General features: G+C 57.1%; 18 protein-coding genes and 1 tRNA gene. 13 read left to right on the forward strand and 6 right to left on the reverse strand.

Annotated features, from left to right (window positions below; genetic code table 11):
* Positions 1–184: 184 nt before the first annotated feature.
* Positions 185–424, reverse strand: coding sequence for a hypothetical protein (locus ABE473_RS07105; RefSeq protein WP_346488962.1), 240 nt, complete (start codon positions 422–424; stop codon positions 185–187).
* A gap of 92 nt (positions 425–516) precedes the next feature.
* Positions 517–1,005 (reverse strand): YetF domain-containing protein, encoded by a 489-nt coding sequence (locus tag ABE473_RS07110; RefSeq protein WP_346478044.1) that lies wholly within the window; start codon positions 1,003–1,005, stop codon positions 517–519.
* 156 nt (positions 1,006–1,161) lie between these two features.
* Between ABE473_RS07110 and ABE473_RS07115 the strand changes: the two genes are divergently transcribed.
* A complete protein-coding gene (locus ABE473_RS07115; protein WP_346489007.1) occupies positions 1,162–1,533 on the forward strand; it encodes a hypothetical protein in 372 nt (123 codons plus the stop codon).
* Positions 1,534–1,802: 269 nt separating this feature from the next.
* On the opposite strand, the gene ABE473_RS07120 is transcribed toward ABE473_RS07115, so the two are convergent.
* Positions 1,803–1,879 (reverse strand) — tRNA-Arg (locus tag ABE473_RS07120).
* Positions 1,880–2,003: 124 nt separating this feature from the next.
* On the opposite strand from ABE473_RS07120, the gene ABE473_RS07125 reads away from it, so the two are divergent.
* The 6 genes from ABE473_RS07125 (at position 2,004) to ABE473_RS07150 (ending at position 7,877) form a co-directional block, all read left to right on the forward strand.
* Entirely contained in the window at positions 2,004–2,606 is a 603-nt protein-coding gene (locus tag ABE473_RS07125; protein ID WP_346488963.1) for a phosphatase PAP2 family protein, read from the forward strand.
* Positions 2,607–2,722: 116 nt separating this feature from the next.
* On the forward strand, positions 2,723–3,052 hold the full coding sequence (locus ABE473_RS07130; RefSeq protein ID WP_346488964.1) for a hypothetical protein: 330 nt from the start codon (positions 2,723–2,725) through the stop codon (positions 3,050–3,052).
* 92 nt (positions 3,053–3,144) lie between these two features.
* On the forward strand, positions 3,145–4,251 hold the full coding sequence (locus ABE473_RS07135; RefSeq protein ID WP_346488965.1) for a polysaccharide biosynthesis/export family protein: 1,107 nt from the start codon (positions 3,145–3,147) through the stop codon (positions 4,249–4,251).
* A gap of 55 nt (positions 4,252–4,306) precedes the next feature.
* Positions 4,307–4,954, forward strand: coding sequence for a YjbF family lipoprotein (locus tag ABE473_RS07140; protein ID WP_346488966.1), 648 nt, complete (start codon positions 4,307–4,309; stop codon positions 4,952–4,954).
* Entirely contained in the window at positions 4,951–5,730 is a 780-nt protein-coding gene (locus ABE473_RS07145; protein ID WP_319623934.1) for a capsule biosynthesis GfcC family protein, read from the forward strand. Before ABE473_RS07140 ends, ABE473_RS07145 begins: the two co-directional genes overlap by 4 nt.
* Positions 5,727–7,877: a YjbH domain-containing protein gene (locus ABE473_RS07150; RefSeq protein WP_346488967.1), complete on the forward strand. Its 2,151-nt coding sequence runs from the start codon at positions 5,727–5,729 to the stop codon at positions 7,875–7,877. Before ABE473_RS07145 ends, ABE473_RS07150 begins: the two co-directional genes overlap by 4 nt.
* 141 nt (positions 7,878–8,018) lie before the next feature.
* On the opposite strand, the gene ABE473_RS07155 is transcribed toward ABE473_RS07150, so the two are convergent.
* Both ABE473_RS07155 and ABE473_RS07160 read right to left on the reverse strand, forming a co-directional pair.
* A complete protein-coding gene (locus tag ABE473_RS07155) occupies positions 8,019–10,247 on the reverse strand; it encodes a polysaccharide biosynthesis tyrosine autokinase (protein ID WP_346488968.1) in 2,229 nt (742 codons plus the stop codon).
* A 41-nt stretch (positions 10,248–10,288) separates the two neighbouring features.
* On the reverse strand, positions 10,289–10,726 hold the full coding sequence (locus tag ABE473_RS07160; protein ID WP_319623931.1) for a low molecular weight protein-tyrosine-phosphatase: 438 nt from the start codon (positions 10,724–10,726) through the stop codon (positions 10,289–10,291).
* Positions 10,727–11,114: 388 nt separating this feature from the next.
* Here ABE473_RS07160 and ABE473_RS07165 point away from each other — a divergent pair, with 388 nt between their 5' ends.
* From ABE473_RS07165 to ABE473_RS07185, 5 genes are all read left to right on the forward strand, one after another.
* Positions 11,115–12,536 carry an undecaprenyl-phosphate glucose phosphotransferase gene (locus tag ABE473_RS07165; protein ID WP_346488969.1) on the forward strand — a complete coding sequence of 474 codons (1,422 nt, stop codon included), beginning with the start codon at positions 11,115–11,117 and terminating at the stop codon, positions 12,534–12,536.
* A 178-nt stretch (positions 12,537–12,714) separates the two neighbouring features.
* Positions 12,715–14,013: an O-antigen ligase family protein gene (locus ABE473_RS07170; protein ID WP_346488970.1), complete on the forward strand. Its 1,299-nt coding sequence runs from the start codon at positions 12,715–12,717 to the stop codon at positions 14,011–14,013.
* Positions 14,014–14,032: 19 nt separating this feature from the next.
* Positions 14,033–15,244: a glycosyltransferase gene (locus ABE473_RS07175; protein WP_346488971.1), complete on the forward strand. Its 1,212-nt coding sequence runs from the start codon at positions 14,033–14,035 to the stop codon at positions 15,242–15,244.
* A complete protein-coding gene (locus tag ABE473_RS07180; protein ID WP_346488972.1) occupies positions 15,234–16,463 on the forward strand; it encodes a glycosyltransferase family 4 protein in 1,230 nt (409 codons plus the stop codon). Before ABE473_RS07175 ends, ABE473_RS07180 begins: the two co-directional genes overlap by 11 nt.
* A complete protein-coding gene (locus tag ABE473_RS07185) occupies positions 16,453–17,949 on the forward strand; it encodes a lipid II flippase MurJ (protein ID WP_313218116.1) in 1,497 nt (498 codons plus the stop codon). The genes ABE473_RS07180 and ABE473_RS07185 overlap by 11 nt, the downstream gene beginning before the upstream one ends.
* Positions 17,950–17,953: 4 nt before the next feature.
* Here ABE473_RS07185 and ABE473_RS07190 read toward each other — a convergent pair whose 3' ends face one another.
* Positions 17,954–19,138, reverse strand: coding sequence for a glycosyltransferase (locus ABE473_RS07190; protein WP_313218114.1), 1,185 nt, complete (start codon positions 19,136–19,138; stop codon positions 17,954–17,956).
* A gap of 195 nt (positions 19,139–19,333) precedes the next feature.
* Between ABE473_RS07190 and ABE473_RS07195 the strand changes: the two genes are divergently transcribed.
* Positions 19,334–20,479 carry a glycosyltransferase family 4 protein gene (locus ABE473_RS07195; RefSeq protein ID WP_346488973.1) on the forward strand — a complete coding sequence of 382 codons (1,146 nt, stop codon included), beginning with the start codon at positions 19,334–19,336 and terminating at the stop codon, positions 20,477–20,479.
* Positions 20,480–20,509: the final 30 nt, after the last annotated feature.

Below are 20,509 nucleotides of genomic sequence, written 5' to 3' on the forward strand. Positions count from 1 at the left end.
TCCGTTATCCAAGTACCCCTTTGGTACGTGGTACGGCGTGGCAGCGTCGTGACCGCACCGTGTGCGGGGTGTCTACCCGGCCGCTTCCGGGGCACGCCAACCCCGCTGCGCTTGGCGCCTCAGACTGCGCGAGCACTGAATCATTCATGCTGACCGCGCGGCTTGATCCAGCCGCACGGGTCGCTTACTCCACGGAAGGCGCTGAAGGCGTCTCTGGATCCGGGGGCAGTTCCTGTGGCGGCGACACCGGCGCGGGATCACCCTCCGGCGGAATTTCCTGTGGGGGATCCTGTGCCGGTGGGTCGCCACGGCCGGGTTCTTCCACCGGCGGCGCGGGTGGCACGGGCTCCGGGGTCGGGGCCGGCACCTGGGCGATCACTTCATCGAATGAGGCAATCGTTTCACTGTCCAGTGTCATGTACATCGCGCGTGTTCCTGTTGAGGGACTGCGCTCGACGCTACGCGGCGTACCGTCAACATCCAGCGACGGCGAAACTGGCGGGCGAACGCTTTGGCTCAGTCATCTCCCTCGGAGCGGCTCTTGTTCACGGTGATCTCGCCGGAGGTCTCCAGCACCGCCAGCTCGACCTGTCCGAAGCCTTCGCAGCCATTGGCGCGCATGGCCACCTCCAGGTCGGCCGGGCTGACATTGCAGCGCTTCACCTGATCCCAGTAGATCGTGCCGTGCCGCGCCAGCACCACCGGCACGCCCTCCACGATCTGGTTGAGGCGCTTGCTGCGCGCCCCGACGAACCCGACGAACCAGTTCAACCCGATCAGGGTAGCGGCCAGGATAAGCCCACCAGGCAGCGAGGTGTCCTCGCCGATCAGCGAGTTCTGCACCGCCGTGCCCAGCAGCACGATCACCAGGATATCGAAGGGCGTGGACTGCCCCATCGAGCGTTTGCCACTCATCCGGGTCAGCAGCAGGACCACGACATACACCGCGACCGCGCGGACCACGAACTCCCACCATTCCATCCCCAACTCGAACATCTCATGCATCGCGGCAGCCTCCGTGTGGCGAGGTCTGGACGATAGAAAGTCCGAAGTGAAGCCGGTGGGAGCACCCGCCCTTCACGGCACCCCCGCACCTTCGTAACAGCCGCAGGGCTAGCGTCGAGCCATAACCGCCCTACCCGTTCGCGCAGGAGCTCCACCATGCAGCACGACAAGACACCTCCCGCCTCCACCCAAGATGCCCACGCCACGCACAACCTGCCGCCGGCGGAAGGCAAGGTCGACAGGAAGCGCACCTCCGAGAACCACGACGAAGCGCTGGAAGAGACGTTCCCGGCCAGTGATCCGATTTCGCCGTTCGTCGCGGCCAAGCAGCCGAAGGATGACAAGGACGCGAATGATCCGGACGCCGACCGCCTGAAGGCCGAGAACGAAGGCTACAACCAGCACGGCCATGGCAAGGGCGGCAAAGTCGGTGAAGGTGAGCCGGACGGGGTGCGAGAGGACGACGGGATTACTCAGCCAAACTTCGGCCAGCACGGCACGGCCGGGAAACAGACGCTGGATCACTGATCAGACGAGGACATGTCATGACTACTGCACCGCGAGCGACCGCTACGAAAGAAGACGACCAGCAGAAGAGCCACACGCCGGACAAGCTGAGGAACGATGACGCCCGGTGGAAGGACAAGGACATGCCGGAGGCGGAGCATGGGGCGACACCTGAGGATTATGAGCGGCCGGGGAAGGTGTGACGTCCGGAGTGCCTGAGAAGGTCACTTCACTGCCGGGGCGATCGAGCCTTCCGCCGCCGGCATCGCACCGCCCTGAACGGGCGACGATGGTGACCCCGGCCCGATTCGAACGGGCGACCTTCCCCTTAGGAGGGGGACGCTCTATCCAGCTGAGCTACGGGGCCACGGAGGGCGTAAAGGATACAGGCAAACGAGGGTGCTCATCCACGCCCGGCCGGTTGCCCGCCACTCATCCCCGGCGGCGCCAACTGCCCTATGCTCCTCCGTCCCCTGCGACGAGCGACGTGGATGCATCCTCTGTGGGTCACCCTCTCCCAACTCGGTGACAGCCGCTGGCTGTTGCCACTGAGCCTGGTGCTGATCCTCTTCGGCCCCAAAGAGAGCCGCGCCCTTCGGGTTCGTTGGGCGGTCGGCCTGGCCGTCGCCGGCGGGCTGACCCTGACCTCGAAGCTGGCTTTCCTGGGCTGGGGGGTTGGCTGGGCCCGGCTGGATTTCACCGGCTTTAGTGGCCACGCGACCATGACGGCGGCGGTGTATCCGGTCGCCTTGTATCTCGCTGTGCATGGCCGGCTTGGAAAGCCGTTGTTCTTCGCGCTGCTCGGCTCGCTGCTTGCCGCGGCGATTGCCTATTCGCGTCTCCCACTCAACGCGCACTCGGTATCCGAAGTGGTGAGCGGATGGCTTTTGGGCACAGCGGCGACGGCCTTCGTCCTATCGACCCGCGGCCCGGCATGGCGCACGCCGCTGCCGATCATTGCCTTCTCGCTGGCGCTCGGGCTGGCCCTACCTGTGCTGATGCCCACCGTCCGCACCCACGACTTGGTCATGCGTCTTGCCACCGAACTCTCCGGCCGCGAACACGTCTTCAACCGCCACCATCTTGTGCGATAGCCGTCAAATATTCGGCGCGCGAAACTGTTCCATCGACTCAAACTGGCTTGACACTGAATAGCCTAAAACGCGAAGATGACGGCGAAAATTTACCTCACGGAGTAGGAAACCCCGTTATGAAGAAGATCTTTGCCGCTCTCGCCCTCGTGGCTTTCTCCCCGATGGCTCTGGCTCAGGAAGCCCAGGTTGAGCAGGCTGCTGGTGCTGAAGGCACTACTGCTGCCACCAGTTCGGAAGTTGCTGGTACCGGCGCTGCTACCGGTGCCGCCAGCGGCGCCTTGACCACCGCTGCCGTGATTGGCGCGGGCATCGCTGTCGCTTCGGTCGCCTATGCCGTTGGCTCGGGCAGCAGCAGCGACGACGCTGGCAACAACAATGGCACTGGCACCACCCCGCCGCCGACCGGCACCACCGGTACGACGGGCACCACCGGCACCACCAACTGATCCGCTAACCGGAATCAGGTCATTACGCCCTCGCCGGGCGCAGGTCCGGCGGGGGTTTTTGTTTTGCCCGACAGGGCCAGGAAGAATCATCGATGGACTGCAAGCGTCTCGGCGCCACTCTGGCGTTCGCCCTCACCCTGTCTGGCTGCGTGTTTGCGCCCGGCCAACACATGCGCTCCAGCGCTTTGGCGCGCGATGATCAGCCGGTTGGCAACGACCAGATTGAGCTGATCCAGATCACGCCGAAGCTGATCGCCATGGATCGCGCCTCGCGCGACGTTCCGTCGCTGCCCATCGCGCTCACCAGCTATGAGCCGGGGCCCTACCAGATCGGAGCGGGCGACATTTTGTACATCACCGTCTGGGACCACCCTGAGCTGACCGTGCCAGCAGGCCCGCAGCAGCAGCTCAATGCGGCGGGTCGCATGGTTCAGTCCGACGGCACACTGTTCTACCCGTACATCGGCAAGATTCCAGCCGCCGGCAAAACGCCAGGCGCGCTTCGCGATGAGATCACATCGAAGTTGGCGCGTTACATCGAAGCCCCGCAGGTCGATGTCTCCATGCTCACGTATGCCAGCCAGCGCGTGTGGGTCACGGGTGCATCCCGCCAAGCGGCCACCGTACCGTTGACTGTTACCCCGCTGACACTGGGTGATGCCATCAGCCAATCCGGACTTGATCCGACGCAGGCCGATCTCTCGGGCGTGCGCCTCACTCGCGAAGGCGTTACCTACACCATCGACCTCGACCGCCTGGGTCGCCAGGGTGGTGGTGCTACCAATATCTTCCTCAAGGCTAACGATCACCTCTACGTTCCCTACCTGGATCGCAAGGAGATTTTTGTTGTCGGCGAAGTGAACCAGCCCGGCGCCATGAGCTTCAAGACTAGCGACATTTCCCTGAGCCAAGCGCTTGGCCGTGCGCGCGGCCTGCAGCAATCGACCTCCAACGGCAACGCGGTGTACGTCATTCGTGGCTCGAGCGATCTGCAGAGTGCTCCCTCCAGCGTGTTCCAGCTGGAAGCAAAATCCCCGGCGGCCTTTGCCGTGGCGAGCCAGTTCGAGCTTCTGCCTGGCGACGTGGTCTTCGTTGGCGCAGCCGGCGTGACCCGCTGGAGTCGCTTCGTGAATCAGCTGCTGCCGTTCACCTCGATCATCAGCAACGCCGCAAGCGCGCGTAACGATCTCGATAATTGACGGCGAGCCAATGATGAGCAGGACCGCTCTCGTTGCGCCGCAACGGACTCAAGGAATGCGCAGCCTGGTCGCGCTCGTGCTGATGGCGATCGGCCTGTCAGGCTGCGGCGTGGTCGGGCGCACCAGCGTCAAAACCGTGCAACTGGCCATGCAGGGCAAACCTGATGTTCAACCGACGGCTACTGACGTTGCAGCAAATCGCTATCCCCAGATCAAGGTCAACGGTCCCAGAGGCGGTGCTGTATTGGTTCTGGGCAGCATTGATGGCGATCGTCAAGGCTGGTACAGCAACGACCGCAGCATCGTGTTCCTCGAAGATGGCCTGCTCGTGGGCACGCATGGCGGCACGCCCGAGTTGCACGACATGCGAATCGAGGGGGAGAACCCGTTCCATGCCCTTCACCGGGTTCAAGCGCCCATCACTGTGCAGCGCCAGTACGACGTCATGCCTGGCTACCGATTTGGCATGCCGGTCAGCGGCACCCTTGAACGCCTCGGCACCGAGAACGTCGAGATTCTTGGCAACACTCACGCCCTGCTCCATGTCCGAGAGCGCCTGAAAGGCCAGGACTGGAAGCGCGAGAACCATTACTGGGTCGACCCGGCCAATGGTTTCATCTGGAAGAGTCTGCAGGCCATCGCACCCGATGCCAGTCTGGAAATCATCCAGCTCAAACCCTATTCGCCGGATCTGAACCGTTGATCACCTTTCGCTTGGCCGCCCTTGCCTTGGGCGTGGCCGTCTCTGTCTCTCTGCACGCCGCGCCGTCCATCACCGTCGAGGTGATGGGCAGTGTTCGGAATCCAGGCATGCTGACACTCCCCGTAACCAGCCGCTTGTCTGATGCAGCCCTTGCGGGCGCGCCGGATGATCGTAGCTACATGCTGGGGGCCGCCCTGCTGAAGCGCAGCGAACTCGTTGCGCAGACGCGCCTTAAAGCAGGTCTGTTGTTCGACCTCGAAGCCATTGAAAGTCGGGAGAGCAGCGACCCCGACGGCTCCGTGGCAGCAACACATATCGCGCGAGAAATGTCGGCGATGCCGGTAACCGGCCGCATTCGCCAAGGGCTCGCCCCGCGTGCGCTGGAGATGGAGCTGAGCAGCAATCGACCATTGGCCGATGGTGACAGGCTGTACTACCCAACCAGGCCAAGCACAGTGACCGTCCTTGGTGCGGTTGAGCAGCCCTGTTCGATCCCGCACCGGCCTCTCCAGCGCCCGCTGGACTATGCACGACAGTGCCCTGCCCTGCTCGCCGCCAGCAAAGATGATCTGTTTGTCATCCAACCGGACGGCGAGACACAGAAGATCGGCATTGCACTCTGGAACCGCAGCAGTGAGTCGACCCTCGCCCCCGGCGCGATCGTCTTTGTTCCGCTCAACGCAGGAACAACGCGCGACGTGAGCCCAGATTTCAACGAGGATGCTGCGCGCTTCCTCGCCACCCAGGTGCTGGATGCACCCGGAGCACCGAAGTGACCCGCCTCACCAGCTCACGGGCCGCTCGCCTGAGCCTAGCACTGCTCAGCTTGAGCATCAGCACAGCCCTTCATGCCCAGAGTGCCCCGGCACCCACCGCCAGCGATTGGGGCGGCATTGGCCTGCTACAGACCCCAACCGCTCGCATGGCCGTTGAGGGCGAACTTGCCTTCACCGCCAGTCATACGTCACCTTACAGCCGATACAACATGGTGCTGCAGCCACTACCTTGGTTGGAGGGCGCATTTCGATATGTTTCAGTGGCCAATCGCCGCTATGGACCGGAGTGGTTGAGCGGAAGCCAAAACTACAAAGACAAGTCGATCGACCTGAAGGTTCGCCTGCTTGAAGAGAGCCACTGGCTTCCTGAAGTGGCGGCAGGCTTCCGCGACCTGGGCGGCACCGGCCTGTTTTCCAGTGAGTATCTGGTCGCCAGCAAGCGCATGGGCGCATTCGATGCCAGCGTTGGCCTTGCCACGGGCTACATCGGCAATCGCGGTGATTTCGGGAATCCGCTCACTGCCATCGATGATCGCTTCGAAACGCGCCCGCGCGCGCAAGGCACCGGCAACCTTAACAGCGATGGGATGTTCCGCGGCCCGGTCGGCGTATTCGGTGGCGTCGCTTACCAGACGCCGTGGGAGCCGCTTCAGTTGAAGCTGGAGTACGACGGCAACGACTACAAGCGAGAACCGCAGAACAACAATCAACGCCAGAACAGCCCGTTCAACTTTGGCGCGTCATACGCAGTCAATAAGAACGTCCAGCTGCACCTCGGCTGGGAGCGCGGCGATTTGGCGATGTTCGGCGTCACACTACGCGCCAACCTCGCCCAAGCCAGTTCCATGGCGAAAGTGCTGGATCCGATGCCGGTCCCGTTGAAGCAGCGTCCTGTCGCAACGGCACCGGAGGGCAGAGACAACCCAGATGCAGCCAGTCAACCATTCGACTGGCCAGGGCTCGCCAACCAGCTGGAACAGAATGCGGGTTTGCGCGTGCAACGCATCAGCCAGCGCGGATCGGAACTGATCGTCACCGGCGAGCAGCGGCGCTTCTACTATCCGGCGCAGGGAGTCGGTCGCACGGCCCGCATTCTGGACGGCACACTCTCGGACGACATCAATTGGTTCACCGTGCAGAACGCACGGCTGGGCGTGCCCATTGTCGAAATCAGCATCGAACGTGAAGCCTTCGTCGACTACATCGAACACAAGTCCGACCTGACCAGGCTAGCCGGGCATATCGAGATGGCGCCACCCGCCGCTCAACACCGGCAGACCCTCTATCAGGCACCGCTGCGTCGGTTTGACGGCGGCTTTAACATCGGCTACCAGCAATCACTTGGCGGACCTGACGGCTTCGTGCTTTTCCAGGTGGCCGGCACCTACAGTGCCAGTGCATACCTGGCTCGCAACCTGTGGCTCAACGGCACCATTAGCTACAACGCTTACAACAACTACGACAAGTTCCGTTACGACGCACCAAGCCGTTTGCCACGCGTTCGCACCGACATCCGCCGGTACATGACGACCGAGGACCTGACGCTACCCAACCTACAGTTGACTGCTACACACCAGCTCACGCAGGACACGTATGGCATGGTCTACGCCGGACTGCTTGAATCGATGTACGCTGGCGCTGGCGGTGAGCTGCTCTATCGCCCGCTCAACGAACGCTGGGCGGTGGGCGTGGAGGCCAACTGGGTGAAGCAACGCGACTTTGATCAACGCTTCAGCTTCCGCGACTACAGCGTCGCAACTGGCCACGCGAGCTTCTACTACATGTGGGGCGAAGAGCGACGGGTAGTGACCGCATTCAGCGCCGGGCGTTACTTGGCAAAGGACTGGGGCGCCACGATGGCCGTATCCCGAGCGTTCGACAACGGCGTCACCATGGGCGCCTACGCGACCAAGACCGATATATCGTCCAAGGACTTCGGTGAGGGCAGCTTCGACAAGGGCATCTATGTGTCCGTCCCCTTCGACTTCCTGCTACCGCGCTCCACGCGCGCGCGCGCCAACTTCACCTGGAACCCACTCTATCGGGATGGTGGCGCCCGCCTTGCACGTAGCTATGGGCTCTATCAAATGACATCAGAGCGCGACCCAACGTTCTTCTTTGAAAATATAAAGACGATCGACGACTGACCTTCGCTCCGCAGCCAAAATCAGCGCTGGGACCATCAAAAAAGGCCGGGAGCATGCATGCTCCCGGCCTTTTTTGCATCCCAACTCTACCTCGGCAACCATCCACCAGAGGACGCGGCAGTGCCGCGCCTCGTCGTGGAATCACTTCTCGTTCGACGCGTACTCGTAGTATCCGTAACTGTAGTACCCGGTCGCGCGTCTCTCGACCGCATTGAAGATCGCACCCTTCACCTGAACACCGTTCTGTTCGAACCGCTTCATTGAAAGCAGGATCTCCTTCGGCTGATTGACGCCGAACCGCGTCACCATCAGCGTCGAACCAGCATGGCTGGAAACGATCGCCGCATCCGTCACTGCCAGAATTGGCGGCGTATCTACGATGATCAAGTCGTACTGAGCAGACAGTTCCTCAAGCATCCGAACAAATCGAGGATGCATGAGCAACTCGGACGGATTCGGCGGAATATCACCACGTGTCATGTAATGCATCTGCTCCAAACCGGGAACAGCGTGAATTGCATCACCCACCGCCAGCTTGCCAGACAACACGTCCGACAGACCGCTGACGTGGCTCACGCCGAGCACCTTGTGCAGCGTGCCCTTGCGCATATCCACGTCGATGACCAGGACCTTCTGGCCCGCCTGAGCGACAACAGCACCCAGATTGGCGGAAATGAAGGTCTTGCCGACGCCGGGACGCGGACCTGAAATTGCGATGACGTTGTTCTTTGCTTCCATCATCGCGAAATGAAGACTCGTCCGCAGGCTGCGCAGAGCCTCAACAGCCAGATCTGCCGGCTCCGCTGCGGCGAGCAGGTGTGACCTGCCGTCAGCCACTACGCGGGTTTTACCACCCCGCCCCTTCTGGATCTTCAGCAGGTTGCTGGAAACACTCAAAGGAATTGCCGCATAGACAGGCAGGCCCAACTCTTCGATCTGTGCCGGATCCTCGACCCCCGGGTTCAGCATGCGCGCGAGGAAGACGCCGCCAATCGACAGGAACGCGCCCAGCAAAAGCGACACAAGGACGATCAACGACTTGCGCGGCTTGACTGGCTTGCTTGTGTCCACCACCGCGTCATCAACGATTCGAACGTTTCCGACCGTACCAGCACGAGCAACGTCCAACTGCTGCGCCTGGTTGAGCAACGCGGTGTACAGTTCATTGCTGACCTGCAGGTCGCGTGTCAGCCGTAGCAGCTCCTGCTGCGTATCAGGCAGCGCACTCACCTCGCGCCGGAAACTATCCTTCCGACCCTGGAGGTCACTGATCTGCTTGAGCATGGCACGATAGGCTGGATGCTCACGCGTAAAGCTGCGATCCATCTCAGCCTGCTTCATGCGCAACTGCTGGATGCTGCCCTCAACCGCAACTTCCTGTTCGAGCAGACCCTTGGTCTGCATCGTGATATCGACCGAATTCGCACGCGACTGATAGGTGGACATGGCCACCTGTGCATCCTCCACCTGCTTACGCACGGTCGGAAGCTGATCTTTTACGAACTGCAGCTGTGAAGCGGCCTCAGCCGAGCTGCGATCAACATTCTGGCGGACATAAGCTTCGGCAATGTTCTGCACGAAAGTTTCGGCAAGAAGTGGATCGGGATTCTCGTACACGATGCGAAGAATGCCGGATTCCTTGCCCTGCTCCGACGCTCGGATCTCTTCCTGTAATTGAGAGATGACATCGAGACGGCGCAGCTTGGTCACCTTGAAGCGGGTGCCCGGGTTGGCCTGGAGTTTCGCGATCTCGATCTTGACGCCGGCTGCTTCAACGGGAGTCCCCACTTTCCCGCGGAGGATCTCGTCGCCGCTGTCGTCAACAAGCGCGAAGGTGCCGGCCGTATCACCAGCAACAAGCGTCATGGGCTCGTTGAGAAGCTTCGCCGGCACCTCAAGATGGTGGATGAGCAGACTCTCACCGCCCCAGCCAAAGCGAGAGAGACCCAGTACGGGAGCCGCAACCTCATCGGGCTCTCGGCCCTCAAAACGGCGAGCAAGAAATCCACCCAGCAGCGGGAATCGATTGGGCTCCACCACGACGTTCAGTTGCATACGATCAACTGCGGTGCCGACGATCGTTCTGGAGGTGAGCAAAGCAACCTCGGTGGTCGCAGCAGTACTTCCACCGCCCCCCAGGGAGGTCAGATCCGCAAGACCAGGAATCGTAGGCATCTTCGACTCGACCTGGACCAAGGTCTGAGCCTGGTACACAGGTGCCGACAGCAGCGCATAGGCAGCACCGATCAACGCGAAAAGCAGCGTTGTGCCGAGAATCCACCACTTGCGATCAATGAGTACACCGAGCAGTTCGCGCAGGTCTATCTCATCGTCTTCGCGGATTGCCCGCGAACTGGTTTCCTTAGTCATAGCTTCCATTTCGATATAAAAAGACCGCACCAGTGCGGCGATTACTTGATGTGAGCGGACCAGCGAGACACGCCCTGCTTGATCAGCCCATAGACGTGCTCAAAAGCGATGCGCTGCTGGCGGTAGGGATCAGGAATCTCCATCTTGTCCCAGCGCCCGAGCAGAAAGGTCTTGCCGCTCACCTGAGGAACGTCACGCGCGATTCTCACCGCGTGAGCCTGTTCCATGACAAGAATCAGATCAGCCGCGCACAGCACCGATGGCGTCGCCAATCGGCCACGATGGCCATCAGACGCGTGCCCTTCCTCATGCAGCAGTTGGCCCGCCGTGGCATCTATCGGCTTGCCGACGAGGGCCTGAAGCCCCGCAGATGTGACCTCCACTCCTTCGCGATCGCGCAGCTCGTGGCGCATCAGGATTTCGGCGGTCGGACTTCGGCAGATGTTGCCAATGCAGACGAACAGCACCTTCTTAAACACGACTACCCCGCCTATTCATCTTTCTGACATCCCAACAACGTTGTCGCCGAGGCTGAAGATTTGCTGACCAAGCCCACCAGTGTACACGATGGACTCTTCATCCCTCAGTCGCGATCACCTTCGGGAGCGCAGGAAGAAAGCACCGCTCCGCCGAAAGAGACACCCGTGATCCATGTTACGAGGCGCAGAGCACAGCATCTCGATGGGAAGCCGCCTATTCTACGCCATGCCCCGCACCGAGCTACGGTCACGTGAACGGTCTGTTATCATGGTGTGATAAATTGTAACAGGTGTCACAGAATCTGCTGCGCCGCGCCACTCCTGGCATCAGAGGGACGGCTTGCGCAATCGCTGGATGCGCAGATTTCCTACAGGGAAGAGATCATCAATGTCGTATTTATCTATCCGGGGACAATCCGGGCTGTCGAACGCTTCGGGCAACAAGTTCACAGCTGCGCTGGCCCTCATTCTCAGAGTTGGTGACCCGGCGATTCTCCTGATCGGTGCGTTGGCGGCCTACGAGTTGCGGTTCGGCGACCTCACCATGCCGATGAACTACGGGCGACTGATATCCATCACGCTCCTGTTTGGCCTGCTGGTGCTTGGAACCTCTTCGCTCTATGGGAGTTGGCGCGGTAGAGGTCTCTTCGCCGAGTCCGTCCAATTGCTGCTCAAGTGGGTAGTGATCTTTGGCGGGGTCCTCGCCTACTCAACCGCCGTGCAACTCACCGACGAGCTATCCCGCCTCTGGCTGGCCCTCTGGTTTGGCTTGAGCCTGGCTGGAGTAGTCGGCATGCGGGTCATGGCTCGCGCGGTTGCTGCTTGGGTCCGGGCGCGGGGGATGGACGTTCGCAGCGCTGTGATCGTCGGCGCAAATCCGGATTCTCAGCACATTGCAGATACGCTCCGGCAGAACCCATGGGTCGGAATCGATGTCTGCGGCTGGTTCACGACCCCCTCAGACCGCGGAACGGTTGAGGGCGCATCACCTCTGGGTGACATCACCCACCTTGGGGCATATGTCGAAGCCAATCATATCGATCAAGTCTGGATCGCCCTTCCCATGCGTGATGAGGCGCACATCTCAGTTGCCCTGAACCAGCTTCAGCATTCCACTGCGGATATCAAGTTCGTCCCGGACATGTTCGGGGTTCACCTGCTCAACCACTCCGTCGAGCAGGTTGCCGGCCTACCAGTCATCAACCTTCAGCAGACACCCCTCCAAGGTGGAGCACGGCTGCTCAAAGCTCTTGAGGACCGCGCACTGGCTGGAATTATCTTGTTGATGATCTCTCCACTTATGCTTGCCATTGCGGCCGCGGTCAAGCTCAGCTCACCCGGACCGGTTTTCTACCGGCAGGAGCGCATGAGCTGGAACAACAAGAACTTCTGGATGCTGAAGTTTCGCTCAATGCCAGTCGACGCGGAGACAGCTTCAGGCGCCGTGTGGGCGAAAGCAGGCGAGAGTCGCGCCACCCGAACCGGCGCATTCCTTCGAAAGACAAGCCTCGATGAACTTCCCCAATTCATTAATGTTCTGCTGGGAGACATGTCCATCGTAGGCCCTAGGCCTGAACGCCCGATCTTCGTGCACAAATTCAAGAACGAAATCCCGGCTTACATGAAAAAGCACATGGTGAAAGCTGGCATCACGGGATGGGCCCAGATCAATGGCTGGCGCGGATCCACCGATCTGCACAAGCGAATTGAATGCGATCTCTTCTACATTGAGAACTGGTCTTTCTGGTTCGACATTAAAATCATATTCCTAACACTACTCAAAGGGTTTGTGCATAAGAACGCATATTAGTCAGTCGCACGCCGCTAAAGTCGACGGCAAAAATATGACTACCCCTGCCTAAGCCTCCAAGCTCTATCACCACTAAATCTATTTACTCTCCTTATCTAGAAAGAGATAAGAAATTAGCCTCATCGAGTCCACAAAAATGGCTCAACCTGAGTCGATTCAGAGTCTATCAAGAACAACAATGACCTTAGATCCGCAAGGCGAGCGCACGAGCACTACCTACAAGTACTGGATACTCGCCGCAATCGCTTTACTAGCACTACCACAGATTTATACAATCAGGGCATTCGGATCCTACATTCCACTTGCAATATTACCGATACTTCTTTCCGCACCGCTAATAAAACTATTACGAAAAGACAGAAGAATTATATTTCTTCTGGCAGCATACTATGTAGTCACCCTTTGCTCAGTTGCCTGGTCGCCCAACCATGGAGCTTGGGCAAACTACTGCCTGTTCTTCCTTGCATTCCCCCTTCCCTTCCTGTTGGGGCGAGGGTCCAGAGAAGCGGCACTCGAAAGCTGCTTAAAGCTAAGCGCATTAATAGCAGCCGTACATTCTTTGCTCATAATTGGATTCCGATTTTTTCCGGATCTAAAAGCCACGTTTCTGCTCTCCGGCTCGCTTCGGCTCTTTAAGAATCCGGACCGCCTCTCGAACTACGAACTCGGCGACATCTCCCTCAACATCTTCGACCCCTCCAAATCCGGCGGCCTATTTGATAATGCCAACACCGCTGCAACATTTACGCTCGTTGCAATCGGCGTGCTTATAGCAACAAAGAATAGATTCTCTAGAAGCAGCTTTTTAGCTATGATTCTGGTGCTCAGCGCGGGGGTTCTGGCGACCGGATCTAAATCCGGGATATTCTACCTGGCAACACTTACCATCTTGTCATACTCCGTTTCCGCAGTTACTGAGAAGTCAAAGATCCGCGCGATATGCTTACTACTAATCATACTGCCACTCTTCATACTTCTACCACTGCTCTCATCAACTCTATCGAGCACCTTCTTCTCGTCTGACTTAGGCCAAGATACAATCAAAACCGGAGGCTATCGATTGCAACTATGGACCATAGCCGCCGATGCGATCAAATCTCACCCAGTTCTTGGAGTTGGTTTCGGCGGATGGTCAGAGGTTATGTCAAGCCGAGCGACATTCTTCGGGGTAGATCCAAATTGGCCTCCACACAACAGCCTCTTACAGGCATGGATTGAAACTGGAGTTGTTGGCGTAGTGCTTCTAGTTTGCTTCTGGCTTGCCCTAATCTGGAGAGCGATACTGGCAACCACCAAGCAGACTCCAGGGGGGGGAGCGTCGCTGTTCTCGTTGGTAGCTGCGGCGGGCATGTCAATGGGTGATCCGACGCCTCTCCTAGGCGCACCACAGTTTGCGCCCATGCTGGGACTGCTACTGGCCCTGGCTTTCAACAGGCTGGATAGCGGTGACACTAAAGTGCATCTCTCAACTCAATAACTTACCGTTGATGTGGCTTATGGCAAGCAATACCGAATCAATTAATGGATCGCAACAGTTAAAAGATAGCAGGAATCGAGATGCTGTAGCAGTGTTTCGCCTCCAGCTCTTTAAACCATCAGAGACATTCATAACAGAGCAAGCATCAAACCTGCAACGGTATGACCCCATCTATGTTGGCCGCAAGCTATTCGGCAGCCCCATTGATCGCGCGGTAGCAGTACCTAACGCAAGGACTTGGCTTGGCAGAACGATGCAAGGTGCAGCAATCCAGGCCCTTAGATTCAGCTCTCCATTTATGGACGAGATGACTCAACTTAGACAGCACCCCAAAATCATTCACGCACACTTTGCAGTGGACTCGGTATACGCGATGCCTCTAGCAGATAGTCTTGGATGCCCTCTGATAACGACGCTACATGGGTTCGATGTTACTCGGTCAGAAATGGACATGCTCAAGTCCTGTCGTCCCGCGCTAGTAAACGCAGTGCTATTCAGGAAGCATTTGACCCGTAGGGGCGATATGTTCCTTTGCGTGTCGAACTTCATCCGCGAGGCAGCGCTCAGTCGGGGTTTTCCAGAGAATAAGACATTGGTTCATCACATAGGCATTGATACAGAAGCCAGAACTGCAAGGACGCACTCAGGAGAGAGCGGTCTAATTGTTCATGTCGCCCGACTGGTAGAAAAGAAAGGTACGTCATTGCTGCTTGAGGCAGTGGCCAAGCTTGCAGTAACCAACAGTGATGTCAAACTGATCGTTATTGGAGACGGACCATTACGCGCGTCCCTGGAAGCCAAGGCGCAGCGATTGGGAATATCAAGTCGCGTTAGTTTCTTAGGCATGCTTCCGCCAGACGACGTCAAGTCTTGGGATACCCGCGCGGCGCTGAAGGCTGTGCCCAGCATCACTGCTCGTGACGGAGACAGAGAGGGACTACCAACTGTCATAACCGAAACGAACGCACTTGGGGTTCCTGTTGTTGCGTTTTCGTCAGGCGGAATCGCCGAAGCCATTATCCATGGAGAGAATGGATTTCTGTCGCCCGAGCATGATGTTGACGGGCTCGTGCACCACATGAAGATCCTTTTAGACAACAGCGAACTACGCGGGCGAATGGGTCGCACTGCCCGATCGAGGGTCGAGAGCGAGTTCGACATCCGGAAGCAAACTGTGCGCCTAGAGGAGATCTACGATGAGGCAAGAGGCATTGGGCATCATGGCCGATAGCCGCATTGCTCTCGAAGAGGATCGAGAAGCGAAATTAAAGATCGCAATCTCGGCAAGAGATGCGGTAGGCACTGGCGGGGGCACTGTCGCCATCGAGACTGCGCGATGCATGACCAGATTGGGTCACGATGTAACTTTAGTTACTGACTATGATGTCACTGGCCTCGTCGATGGTTGCGTAGCGATGACAATGCCCATAGGAAATGCGCTGCGGAGTTGGGATCCAACATCAAAGATACTATCTCGCTTCAGGCACCTCTTGCGGCTCGTGCTGTTCTCAATTTATGGTCAAGTCCAGCTTACCAGACTCAGGAAGAACGGCCACATTACAATTGACCACAACATAGAGGCGTTTGGCGGCGACATCGTTGTGATGCACAACATATTTACGGAACAGTCGAAAAGTGACCAAAGGCCTTGGTTGCAGCGGGTTCCACAGTATCTTAACCCGGCCTTCAGCTTTCGCATTGCCCGTGAGCGCATTGTCCTGCGTTCATCCGGAGTCAGCGCCGCGGTTTGCATATCCGAAGAAACGCTGACGCAGACAGCGAAGTACAGCCGTGCGGGAATCGAGCTAGTATGCATACCCAATGGGATCGACCTCGATAGATACAAGCCGGTAGGCGATGACGTCCGCAAGGCACTTCGATTCGACCTGGCTGCTCCGGACGGGTCATTCATCCTATTGTTTGTTGCACATGAATTTGAATCCAAGCGTCTAGACCTTGTAATCGCAGCACTTGAGCACTGCGATTCCCGAGCAATCCTATGGGTGGTTGGGGGACGGTTTAGTGATGCAAAGCCTTATGCGGACCTCGCCGAAAGGATAGGCGTAGCTGGCCGAGTGGAGTTTTTTGGTACTCGAATGGATGTAGACCTATTCATGAAGACCGCTGATTGCTTTGTGTTCCCAAGCAATTATGAAACTTGGGGAATGGTGGTCTTGGAGGCGCTGGCGTGCGGCCTTCCAGTGATCATGACTGAAGTCGGCTGTGCAAGCTTGGTCATTAATGAGCCACATAACGGATTCATTACGGACCAGAACGCAATAGCCATCGCGAGACACGTCGATTTTCTTTTGAAGCAGCCTCAAAGAATGGAGACGGTGAGATCCAACTGCAGGGCGACTGCCGAGAAGTTCAGCTGGCCATCAATCTCCGAGAAATACATCAGCCTCATCAGAGCAATTTCGAAAAGGAAAGCCGCTGATGGCGAGTAGCGTAGGCGCAATCGCAGCGGGCAACATCGCCTCCAAAGCTGTTGGGCTAGTCAGGGAATTACTATTTGCATCTTGGTTTGGCACAGGCGAGACCGCGACTGCCTACCGCATCGCTCAGACCACCTACCTGATTCCCATCCAGGCATTAGTTGGCGATAGCCTGAGCGCAGGACTTCTTCCACTCTACAAGAAGAGCCAAAACCACAGTGCTGATAGTGCACGAAACCTGCTTTTGATCGCTACTCTTTATGCGCTCGCGGTCTCACTTGTTGTCAGCACCATACTTTACGTCTTCGCAAAAAACGTCGCAGGGGTGGTGGCCCCAGGCGCTAGCGCCAATGCACTGAGCCTCGCGTCCAGTCTATTAAAGATAATGGCACTGTCGACACCGTTCTTCATTCTAAGCGGGATGCTGAGTTACATCGAAGCCGCACATGGAAAGTATGGTGCAATCGCATGGCGCCCAATGCTGCTTAACATTGGCTCTATGTCCGGCGCAGGAATTGCGGTGTGGCTTCGGCAAGACGTGTGGCTGGCCATCGGTGTTCTGGCGAGTCACGTCGGCCTTTTTCTTTGGACGTTGCTCCAACTAAGACGAATTGGCTCAGTTTGGCCGAAAGGCGTGCCTGGCAGACGCGAAGCCACCGAGATTTCGACAGTGTTCATGCGGCACCTCGCCCCTCTGCTCGGCCTTCCGTTAATTGCACAGCTCAACGTATTAGTCGAGCGGATGATTTCGTCTCAGATTGGAGTCGGTGTAATCCCGAGCGTCGATTACGCCCGTTTCCTCTGCGACACCGCAGTACAGGTGATCGCGATGCCCCTTGGCGTCCTCACCATGTCAAAGATGGCAGGCGCCAACCCACGCACGATGCATGCACACGTGGTGAGCGCAACAAAAGCAACCCTCTCGATTGCATTCCCAATTGGTGCATTTACCTCGCTAAACTCAGAATTTATCGTGCGCATCCTTTTCGGAAGGGGTGCCTTCAATGAACACTCAATAGCCCTGACGAGCACCGCCTTAACCTGGATGGCAGCGGGGCTTGGAATGACCATCACTAGCTATTATCTAATTAAGGCACTGAATGCGCAACTTCGAAATCGCGAAGCTCTATTTATAACGGCAATGGCAGTCGCCGCCAACATTATGGTCAACACACTCCTATGGCGCCAGATTGGTGCCGGCACACCCGGCCTTGGGATCGCAGCATATTCGGCCGTGCTGATGACTTTGGGGCTTTCCCGACTGAAGCTCTGGCGAGACGTCTTTCCTCTACTAACGTGGCTGTCAGTTGGCTGCTTAATCCAAATTGTCGCAACCAAGACCCTCGCACCAAGGTTTAAGCTGGGCAACGAAATAGTGCCGATCATCTTGATGACGTCAGTGATTTGGCTGACGCTATTCCTATCGGTACCTGAATTACGAAGAGCTCTTTCGCCCCTGATACCCGAATTCATCAAAAAACGATTCAATGTAACTTAACTCATCAAGACGATTTTAATTCGTCGAGAATTTGATACATACGATCCATTCGTTGCTCATATGTGTGCTTTCGAGCGGCCGCCAGCCGAACTTCCAAAGAGGGCCCAGCCCCCGCTAAAGCTCGCTCTATGCACAACAGAAATTCTGACGAACTCGTGGAGAAGTGAGCTACTTCACGATACTCGGAAAGCGCTGGAAGATCGACCGACACCACAGATCGCCCGGCCGCAAGATACTCAAAGAATTTCATTGGAAACATTGATTGCGTATATTCGTTTAACTTATTCGGCTGAATAGCGACGTCAATTCCCTTCAGGAACCCGGGAAGACTGCTATAAGCACGCCCCCCCAAGAAATAGACATTTGGAAGACCAGATAGCAGCGATGAATCAGTAAGTGGATCACCCTCACCGACTTCCCCGATGAAGACAAAGGACCAGTTCGGTCGTTCAGATGCAAGCTTCCTGACAAGTTCAAAATCGATCTTATAGCTCGATATTGCCCCAACAAAGCCGATCCGAGGCCTGGGAATTATAGAAATATCTTCCGGCACTACTGTCGAAGCGTCTAAGGCAGCGTTGAAATGATAGAAATCTGCTACATTTGACAAGTAGTGCGTATTTGAATTTAGCTTCGAGTGCTGTAGATACAGATTTTTGGCTGTCACAAAGATGACGTCGGCCCTTGAGGAAAGTTCCGCCTCTGCCAATTCAATGGCACTCCTCGGCATTCCAGGCTGCGTCTTGATGTCATCAACGGCGTGATACACAACCAACCTATACCTTGCCAGGTCATAGAACTTGGTCGTCATTGGCGAATAGGTCCAAAGCAGGTCAGGCCTAACGCCCTTCACGAATTGCCAAAAACGAACGCCGGCCTCAAGTATCCAGCGATTAATAGACCTGACAAAAGCAGAACCATGAAATGGAATTACCAATGGCGACCAAACCCACAGATTATCTCGAACTTGCCTAGGGGGGCGAAGCCCTTTCGACAGACGTCGAACGATTCGGGCGAAGTCCTTCTTCGTGGCCGTTGGTGCCCGGAGCCCTTGGGACTCAATATATAGAACTTTCTGCCCCCGCCTAGCAAATTCAACCGCCATGTGCTGCTTATTTGTCCAATATGGATTGTCCCAATCCGCTGTTGAGACTAAAGTGACATCCATCTCCGCGTGCAATCTTTCCATCCATCTTCCTTTAGCTTTGAGCAAGACTGCAAATAGCCTATCCAACCGAGCCATTAGCGACCCACACATAATGATAATTGAAATATGCCCAGGACCGATTAGCCCAACAAGTGCAGTAGCGCGACAGCCCCGCACTAATTCTGGGCTTCATTATAGTTCAATTCGGTCGAAATTCGTCAAATTGGTACCCCGCTCATGAAGGTAGCCATCGTGCATGAATGGCTCGTTACATTCGCGGGCTCCGAACAGGTTTTGGCGAGAATTGCATCACTATTTCCAGAGGCGGATATTTTTTCCGTCGTGGACCACCTGTCCGACGAAGATCGCACTCATCTTGGCGGCAAGCGAACTAAAACCACGTTTATACAGCGAATTCCGGGATCTAGAACACACTACCGCTCGTACCTCCCACTAATGCCACTGGCGATCGAACAGTTGGATTTGTCCAAGTACGACGTAATTATCTCCAGTTCACATGCAGTTGCGAAAGGAGTGCTTACAGGTCCTGATCAACTTCATATTAGTTACATTCACTCCCCCATTCGTTACGCCTGGGACTTGCAGCACCAGTACCTTCGCGAATCCAAGATCGGATGGGGGCCGAAAGGCTGGCTGGTGCGATGGCTCCTGCACAAGGTCCGAATTTGGGACTATCGAACTGCTGCTGGCGTCGACCACTTCATTGCTAACTCGCACTTCATTGGGCGGCGCGTCCATAAAGTTTACGGCCGTCAGTCGGACGTGATCTACCCGCCGGTAGATGTTGACGCCTTCGAATTTTGCGAGAACAAAGGCGATTTCTATCTTGCAGCGTCTCGCTTGGTACCTTATAAACGCATGGACCTCATCGTCAAGGCCTTTTCTCGGATGCCGGATCGGAAACTTGTGGTCATTGGCGATGGCCCTGAAATGTCCAAAATTAGGTCGCTTTCGACCCCAAACGTGGCGCTATTGGGGTATCAGCCATTCTCCGCCCTTAAGAATCATATGCAGCGCGCAAAGGCCTTCGTGTTTGCCGCAGAGGAAGATTTTGGAATTATCCCAGTCGAAGCACAGGCATGTGGGACTCCAGTGATCGCATTTGGGAAAGGCGGCTCATTGGAAACTGTTGTGGGCGCCGGCAATCCACAGTCGACGACCGGCCTATGGTTTGCTGAACAGACCCCGGAATCGATAATCGATGCGGTTAATCGCTTCGAATCCATGCCTGAGCCAATATCACCCGCGGCATGCAGGCGCCATGCTGAGAAATTCTCTGTCGAGAGGTTTCAGGGGCAGTTTCGAGACTATGTCGATCAACGCTGGAGTGAGTTTAGTAGTCTGCGCACGCAAACTACTTAGTACTAAGCTCGAAAAACTTTTTGGAAGTGA

This window comes from Stenotrophomonas sp. TWI700 (assembly GCF_039673645.1).
Classification (GTDB): domain Bacteria; phylum Pseudomonadota; class Gammaproteobacteria; order Xanthomonadales; family Xanthomonadaceae; genus Stenotrophomonas; species Stenotrophomonas maltophilia_AA.